The following is an 8,822-nucleotide window of genomic DNA, read 5'->3' as shown; positions in this document are numbered from 1 at the left end:
AAAAGAAAAGCCGCCCCCATTTATAAGCCGAACTAAGCGAAATTCGGTGTAAAAAGAAAAGCCGCCCCCATTTATAAGCCGAGCTAAGCGGTATTCGGCGTAAAAAGAAAAGCCACCCGCAATAATAAGCCGAACTAAGCGAAATTCGGCATAAGTCAAGAAGCCACCCGCAATAATAAGCCGAACTAACCGATATTCGGCATATCCACAGATCCCGTTCCATTTTTAATGCCGCACATTAATGTTTTTGAAACTCCCTTCTTTATATTTAAATGAAATAAATAAAAAAGTACAGATAATGTTAAAAGAGTGCTATTTGTTAGCGTTTTCATTACACCCCCCGCTATATATAATTTAGCTGAAAGATAATAAAAAAAGGGCTTGAAAGGGGAATAATAATGAAAAGTTCGTGGAAGTTAGTTACGTATCTAATAGTTGTTTCAATGGCTACAATTATGCTTGCTGCTTGTGGAAGTTCTGGAACGAGTAGTAGTAGTGGTGTGAGTGTTGGGATCGTTTTACCTACAAGGGATGAGCCAAGATGGGTACAAGATGAACAAAGATTTAAAGATGCTCTAGCGGACTCTGAATATACAACGGAGATTTTATTTAGCCAAGGTTCTTCTGCTAATGAAAAAGAGAATGTGGAAACGTTACTTAATCGAGGAATTGACGTTCTAATTATTGCTCCTCATGATGGGGCAGCGGCAGGTTCTTCTGTAGAAGCGGCTAAAGCAGAAGGAGTTACCGTCATTGCCTATGATCGTCTTATTACAGAAACAGATGCGATTGATTACTATGTAACATTCGACAGCGTGGCTGTAGGTGAGGCACAAGGTCAATATTTAATTGAAAATGCCCAAGGCACAAACGTTCCATTATATCTCTATGCTGGTGCCTCTTCTGATAATAATGCCTTCTTGTTTTTTGAAGGAGCTTGGAATGTATTACAGCCTAAGATTGCTGATGGCACATTTGTAATCGCTAACTCTAGTGAAGCTACTGCTTTACAAGATTCTCCTGAACTAACTCGTGAAGAAATGGGGAGAATTCTAGGGCAAATAACAACGAATTGGGATCCAAACGAAGCTATTAATAAAGCTCAAACACATTTAACGGCTGCAGGTGCTGACTTAAAAGGTGATATTGCTATCTTAGCTCCAAATGATGGTACGGCACGTGCTATCGCTGATGTATTCTCCACTGATAGTGAGGTAACAAGCTATTTTGTCACAGGTCAAGATGCTGAGCAAGCATCGATTCAATATATAATCGACGGAAAGCAATCGATGACAGTCTTTAAAGATGTTCGAACACTTGTTGAGGACGCAATGGGGATGGCTATTGACGTTTTAGATGGAAACACACCAGAAACAACGGGTTCTTATAACAACGGTAAAGTCGATGTCCAAGCAAAACAAACAGATGTCATTGTTGTAGACGAAGATAATGTGAAGCAAGAACTTATTGATTCTGAATACTATGAAGCTAGTGAATTTACAGGATTATAAAAGAACACCGTGTTTGTAAGGAAAGACCATTGAAAAAGGCCCGTGTTCAACTTTGAGGAGAACGAATTCTAGGCAATAGGTTATTTATTAGACTGTCAATCATAGCATCAAACAGTTTTCCATGAACCAAAACGGAGCCAGCGCAATACCCGGAGACTCCTGCGGGAGAAGTGAAACACGGGAGACCCCTCAAGCGTTAGCGAGGAGGCTCCCGGTTCACCTGCGGAACGCGTAGGGTATGGAGCTGGCGGAGTATTCATAACTAATGTAACCATTTTTTAAACCGTTTTTCAATCGCCATTTTAAGAACATAGGGCTGTCTCCAAAAAGCCAACTTATAGGGCAGTCCTGTGTTTATCGTGTCGTTAGCTTGGAGGGAATAATAATGAGCGAATATATCTTGGAAATGAATGACATATCCAAAGTTTTTACAGGAGTTAAAGCCCTAAGCAAGGTCAATTTCAAAGTGAAAAAAGGTGAAATTCACTGCTTAGTAGGTGAGAACGGTGCAGGAAAGTCTACTCTCATGAAAGTGCTTAGTGGAGTTTATTCTTATGGAAACTATGAGGGAGACATCGTTTATGAAGGTGAAGTTCAAAAGTTTAATAATATCAATGATAGTGTAAATAAAGGCATTGTCATCATTCACCAGGAGCTAGCTTTATTTCCAGATCTCACAGTGAGCGAAAATATTTTTGCTGGCAATGAGATTAAGCAAGGTGGGTTGATTGACACAAACAAAACGATAGTAGAATCGAAAAAATTGTTAAATAAGGTGAAGCTTAATATTAAGCCAGAGGTACTTATCAAAGATTTAGGAGTAGGAAGCCGACAATTGATTGAAATTGCTAAAGCGTTAAGTAAGGATGTTAAGCTGCTTATTTTGGATGAGCCTACTGCTGCTTTAAATGAAAATGATAGTGAAAATCTCTTGAACCTTTTAAGTGAATTGAAAAAGGAAGGCATCACGTGCATTATGATTTCTCACAAGTTAAAAGAAGTGATTTCGATTGCTGATAGTGCGACCGTCATTCGTGATGGGCAAACGATAGGAACTCTTGACGCTTTAAAGGGAGAAATTACAGAAAGTAAGATTATCAAAAATATGGTTGGTCGTGAGATTGAGGATATCTATCCGAAAAGAGAAAAGAAGAATTTCGGGGAAAAGATTCTGGAAGTTAATAATTGGTCAGCCTATGATGCTAATTTAAAGAGACAAGTAATAAAGAAGGCGGATCTTCATGTAAGAAAAGGTGAAATTATTGGTTTAGCAGGCCTAATGGGAGCTGGACGGACAGAGCTTGCCCTCAGTATTTTTGGAAATGCAAAGTCTTATAAATGCCAAGGCGATTTAGTAGTTGATGGAGAATTAAGGGCGTTTAAGCACCCAGTCGACGCCATTAATGCAGGGATTGCCTATGTTTCAGAGGATAGAAAAGGCGATGGACTGTTTTTGATTCAAGATATAAAAAGTAATATATCGGCGGCAAATCTTAAAGGAATTTCTAAAAATGGAGTTATTAATCAAAATGAAGAAATAAAAATCGCCGATGTTTACAAAAAGTCCTTAACGATTAAGGCTCCTTCCTTGGAACAAATTGTTGGAAATTTAAGTGGAGGAAATCAACAAAAAGTATCTTTAGGAAAATGGCTTTTTGTGGGTCCAAAGCTTCTCATATTAGATGAGCCGACTCGAGGTATTGATATTGGAGCGAAATTTGAAATTTATACCGTTATGAACAAGTTAATTGCCGAAGGGCTAAGTATTATCATGATTTCCTCTGAGCTCGGAGAAGTTCTAGGTATGAGTGACCGTATTTATGTTATGGCTCAAGGTGAAATAAAAGGCGAGTTGTCTGCTGAAGAGGCTAACCAAGAAAATATAATGGAGCTAGCTACGCAATAGGAGGTTAAACCAATGAAGTTATTTACCGAAGCAAGAACGTTAATTAGTGAAAATATCCGTGACTACGGAATGTATATTGCCTTACTTGTTATTATTTTAACTTTTACCATTCTGACAGATGGGCTCTTTATTTCTTCTCGTAATATAAGTAATTTACTAGATTCTGCTGGATACATTGCTGTACTAGCTGTTGGAGTTATGCTCGTTATCGTTATCCGCCATATTGATTTATCGATTGGGTTTTTGGCAGGATTTTTAGGGGCTATTGCCGCTATATTACTCATGGAATTTGGTTTACCTGTATATCTTGTAATTCCAATTATTCTAATTATTGGATGTTTTGCCGGCTTATTCACAGGCTTTTTAGTGGCAAAAGTCGGGATTCCTGCTTTTGTTGCCACATTGGCGGGCTGGCTGATTTATAGGGGAGCAATCCTATTAGCAACAGAAAAAAGTGGAACCATCATTATTACGAATGATCATTTTAATGCGATAGGTAATGGGTATATCCCGTCGATTATGCAAATAGGTGGATTGCACTTGCTTTCGTTAGTTTTAGGTGGAGTAGCTATTGTCCTGTATATTTATAGCGCAATCTCTAATCGGAAAAACAAAATTAAATATGATTTTGAAGTCGTTTCAAAGGAAATTTTTATTATATATTTAGTGTTAGTTTCTTCCATTATGGCGTGTATCACATGGATTTTAGCAGGGTATAATGGGTTTTCATGGACGGTTATTATTATGTTGCTCGTTGTGATCATTTACCATTTTATAACGACAAAAACGGTGCTTGGAAGACATATTTATGCGGTAGGAAGCAATCCAGAAGCCGCTCATTTAAGTGGGATCAATGTAAAGAAAATTACTTTAATCGTATTTGGTTCAATGGGTCTATTATCAGCCCTTTCCGGGATTTTATTTACGGCTCGATTACAAGCGGCGACAACAACAGCCGGGACATTATTTGAGCTTGATGCGATTGCTGCCGCTTATGTAGGTGGGGTATCTGCAGCGGGTGGTGTCGGTAAAGTAACAGGAGCAATTATAGGAGCGATCGTAATGGCCTCTTTAACTAGCGGAATGAATCTTCTAGGAGTAGGAATTGCCTATCAATATATTATTAAAGGTGGAGTATTAGCCTTAGCGGTTATCTTTGATGTGATGACAAGAAGGAAAAGATAGTGATTGAAATCTATTTACTCTGAGCAGCAGCTTAACGAGCAAGCTTCTTTCATAGAGTCTTACTTACAACTAAGGTTATTATTTAAATGTCTTCCACTTGCTGATTTTGTGGAAGTCTTTTTCCTTTAGTTCTGATTTAGAAGGGGCGAGAGAAATTAAACTGATTGAATCTATGATATTGAACATTGGTAATATAATGCTATGATGATAGTAGTTTTAGGCAAAATAAGAAAGGAACGAACATCTTGAGAAAAAAGATAAAAATAGTGTTATTATGTTCTATCTTTATTATTCTTTCTTACTATACGTATACGTCAGCTGAAAAGGCATTTCGTACAGATTGGCAATTGCCTCAATCCATTAGTCAAGATGAAAACCAGCTAAGGCTTGTTCTTATAACTTATGACATGGAAACCCCATTTTGGGATAACGTAGGGAATGGTGCTCTAAAAAAAGCTCAGGATGCCGGAGTTAGTCTTGAAGTATGGGGGAGTTATGGAAACAATAAAGAAGATTTTTTGAAAAAGTTTGAAATAGCGATTCATTCTAAAGTAGATGGAATTATTATCCAAGGTCTTGATACGGAAGAATTTAACCATTTGTCTAAATTTAAAGCGTCCTTTTATGGCATTCCGATTGTGATGGTGGCCAATGACGTACCTATGACGGAAAGTTTAAGAAAGACGTACGTCGGTTCCGATCAATTTATGGCTGGTAAAATGCTTGCTGAGCAGTTACTAGATGATATGGGGACGGAAGGGAACGTCATTCTCATGTACGATAGTCAGCTAGAGTATTACCAGGAGCAGCGGCTACTTGGAATTGATGATATCCTCCATAATTATCCGAATATTCAATTGATACATGCTAAAACAAATGATACGAGGGAACAAGTGATTACAACGACACAAGAAATATTAAATCAGGTGCCAGATGCAGATGCCTTTATCGTATTAAATGCCAATATGTTAGGGGGAATGTATCAAGAGATTGGGAGGCGTTCCCAGATGGAAGCGTATTTTATCTATTCGTTTGACGATGGACCGGAATCTATGTATCTTTTACAAAATGGAATGCTCGATGGAATGATTCAACAATCTCCAGAAATGATGGGAGAGATGAGTGTTGAATTAATGCTAGAGTGGTTAAATGGCGAAACTGTACCGTTAGATATTGATGGTTATTTTACGGACATATTTAATTTGAAAGCGACAGACGTGCAATGAATAAAATTCAAAAGAAGATTTTAATGATAACATCAGTCGTTTTAATTATTATGGTCGTATTTTGGATAGCGCTTACATTGTTTAGTCATAAAACCCAGAATCAATATAATGAAATTCTGCAACGGTATTTAAGTATGAATGAAGTGTCAAGAGCCAGTCAGCAGGTGCTTACTGACTTAAACAATTATATGATTCTTTCGTCCGTTGAAAACTTAGAAAAGCTTGAAGAAAGTAAAGAGCAGGTCGAAAGTGCAAAATACGAGATTTTCAAACTTAGAAATACGGAGAATAATTTTTCTATTACAAATTATATTCATTTGATTGAGAGTTTTATCGAGACAACTGATCGACTGTTACTATTTCAGGAAGAAAAGGATACAGAAGCTTCGGCTAAGGAGTTTTCTGAAGCTAACCGAATTTCTAATTATATATCGGAAATGACTCTTTCATTAATTGATACAGAGCTTAATACGTATGACAGGTTCTATCGTGGTATTATCCAACAATCTGAAGAGTTTATTAAACTAGGCATTTGGTCGTTGCTTTTAATTACATTCATCCTCCTATTAGTGACGTATTGGTTTTCGTTAAGTATTATCAGACCGGTTCAGAAGCTGACGAAAGCGGCTAATGAGTTATCAAAAGGAAATTTTGACTTGCAGATTAAAGTCGACACCAATGATGAAATGGCGTTTCTAGCGAGAACCTTTGATCGAATGCGTATTAATATTAATAACTTAATTTTAGAAATAAAACATAAAGCCGGACTAGAGAGGGAGCTCCAGCAAAATAAAATCCTCCTACAAGAAAGTCAATTTCGTACGTTGCAAAGTCAAATAAGTCCACATTTTTTATTTAATACACTTAATACGATTTCTAAGAAGGCTTATTTAGAAGGTTCTGAGGAAACGAGTGATTTACTTGTCAGTGTTGCTGGATTGCTTAGGTACAATTTAAAACAAATAGACAGAGCGGTGACGGTAGAAGAGGAAGTCGCTGTCATTAATCAATATATGCATATTCAAAAAGCGAGATTTACAGAGCGATTGCAATTTTCTTTTGAAATAGATAAGGAAGCTCTTCATGTTAGAATTCCACCGTTAACGCTGCAGCCAATTGTAGAGAATGCCGTTATCCATGCGATCGAGCCAAAAGAGGATGGCGGACATATTTCGTTTCGTGTTCAGGATAATATCGATCAGGTGATGATCGAAATAGAAGATGATGGTCAGGGAATGACAGCAGAGAAGATCAAACAAATTTTAGATGAACAAATGAGTCCATCAGAAGGGCACTCTACGGGAATTGGTTTTAGTAATGTCGTAAAGCGATTGCGACTCTTTTATGGCTATGAAGATGTGATAGACATTGAAAGTGAACTAGGTAGAGGGACAAAAGTCGTGATAAAAATAAGGAAACAGGGAGGGGAGATCGATGCTAAAGCTCCTAATCGTGGATGATGAAGAGATCGAACGTAAAGGAATGGAAGTCATATTAAAGAAGAATTTCCCTGACATTGTGATAGAGCAAGCGAAGAATGGAAAAAAAGCAGTTGAGATGGCTAAAAACAATCGATTTGATTTAATCTTAATGGACATTAAGATGCCAGGAATGAACGGACTAGAAGCGGTTGAAAAGATATCGGAGCTTCAACCTCAGAGTAAATTTATCATGGTAACAGCCTATGATACATTTGAATATGCTCGTAAGGCTATTCAATTAGGGGTTAAAGATTATTTGATTAAACCGAGTAAAGCAAGTGAAATTGTTGAGACCATTGGACGAGTATTAAAGGAAGTACGAGATGAACAGAGGTCACTTGTAGCGACAAAGAGGCAAAGAGAATCCTACGAAAAAACGTTATCCTTAGTAGAAACGGATGTCGTCACACAGTTACTATTTGATCACGTACATGAAGTCCATTTAAACATGCTTGTTGAAATGTTAGACATTCGCTCGACGAATGAGATGTTTGTTATGGTCATTATGGTCCCACAAGGATCTGAGAACTTATATTCGGCTGTAAAAGAGAAAGTGAGAGAAACGAGAAGTGGATGGGTCGGTGCGTTGTATGGAAATCAACTTCCACTGATTATCTTTCGTGAACCAGATAAGTCATTTCGATCTCAGGCAATCATACTAGCTCAGAAGATTCTTCAGATAGAGAAGCAAGGACATGAAACAGGGTGGTTTATCGGGATTGGCAGTGTATGTCATTCATTAGAACAAATTAGGCAATCATATCAGGATTCTTTAAATGCTACAATCGATACAGCGATGACGGTTAAATATCGCTTTTTTTCAGATGTGCCAGCCTTTGATGGGGTTGAAGATGAGCAATGGGTGAAGGTTCAAATCAGAGAGCTATCTGATTTTATTCGTCTTGGTCAATGGGAACAAGCTAAGCTGAAAATAATAAATATGATTCAACATTACGAGCAGGGGGGAACTGATTTACTACACACGCAACAAGTCATATTAAGGTTGCTTTGGAGCATCTCCAGGGTGTTAAGTGATATAGGAGTAGAAGTAGAGATTCCGCTTTATTCTTATCAAACGATCGAATATCGTCAATTACGTTTAGAAACAGGTCAGTTGCTTGATCGAATGAAGATTTCGTACTTAGAGCATTATGACAGACTAGAGGCGGATACGATTCATCAAATTAAACAATACATTATGGAACATTCCCATAAAGACATCTCATTGGAATCGTTAGGAAGGAAAGTAGGCTTAAGCCCTATTTATATTAGCAAAATGTTTAAAGAGAAATTAGGAATTAATTATATTGATTTCTTAACTGAATGCCGGATTGAGAAGGCGAAAAAAATGCTTGGAGATCCAGAAAAAAGCATCAAAGAAATTACATTTGAAGTTGGTTATCATGAACCGAATTATTTTAGTAAGGTATTTAAAAAAATCTGTCATGTTTCTCCAAAAAACTATCGGAAGACATTGCTTGGGAAAAGAGATTAATACTACTTTGATGAAAGG

At 37.4% G+C, this 8,822-nt stretch carries 6 protein-coding genes; all 6 read left to right on the top strand.

Annotated elements, in window-relative coordinates:
* Positions 1–398 precede the first annotated feature (398 nt).
* The 6 genes from BALCAV_RS13670 to BALCAV_RS13645 all read left to right on the top strand — a co-directional run bounded on the left by BALCAV_RS13670 (position 399) and on the right by BALCAV_RS13645 (position 8,804).
* A complete protein-coding gene (locus tag BALCAV_RS13670) occupies positions 399–1,511 on the top strand; it encodes a sugar ABC transporter substrate-binding protein (RefSeq protein WP_003323573.1) in 1,113 nt (370 codons plus the stop codon).
* A 385-nt stretch (positions 1,512–1,896) separates the two neighbouring features.
* Entirely contained in the window at positions 1,897–3,417 is a 1,521-nt protein-coding gene (locus tag BALCAV_RS13665; RefSeq protein ID WP_004427662.1) for a sugar ABC transporter ATP-binding protein, read from the top strand.
* A 12-nt stretch (positions 3,418–3,429) separates the two neighbouring features.
* Positions 3,430–4,602, top strand: coding sequence for a sugar ABC transporter permease (locus BALCAV_RS13660; protein WP_004427659.1), 1,173 nt, complete (start codon positions 3,430–3,432; stop codon positions 4,600–4,602).
* A 245-nt stretch (positions 4,603–4,847) separates the two neighbouring features.
* Positions 4,848–5,828: a sugar ABC transporter substrate-binding protein gene (locus BALCAV_RS13655; protein WP_040324021.1), complete on the top strand. Its 981-nt coding sequence runs from the start codon at positions 4,848–4,850 to the stop codon at positions 5,826–5,828.
* Positions 5,825–7,288 (top strand): sensor histidine kinase, encoded by a 1,464-nt coding sequence (locus tag BALCAV_RS13650; protein WP_004427657.1) that lies wholly within the window; start codon positions 5,825–5,827, stop codon positions 7,286–7,288. Before BALCAV_RS13655 ends, BALCAV_RS13650 begins: the two co-directional genes overlap by 4 nt.
* On the top strand, positions 7,263–8,804 hold the full coding sequence (locus BALCAV_RS13645; protein ID WP_004427655.1) for a response regulator: 1,542 nt from the start codon (positions 7,263–7,265) through the stop codon (positions 8,802–8,804). The genes BALCAV_RS13650 and BALCAV_RS13645 overlap by 26 nt, the downstream gene beginning before the upstream one ends.
* The last annotated feature ends 18 nt before the right edge of the window (positions 8,805–8,822 follow it).

This window comes from Alkalihalobacillus alcalophilus ATCC 27647 = CGMCC 1.3604, assembly GCF_000292245.2.
GTDB lineage: Bacteria > Bacillota > Bacilli > Bacillales > Bacillaceae_D > Alkalihalobacillus > Alkalihalobacillus alcalophilus.
Note: the sequence above shows the minus strand (reverse complement) of the source record. Positions and strands in the feature narration are given on the sequence as shown.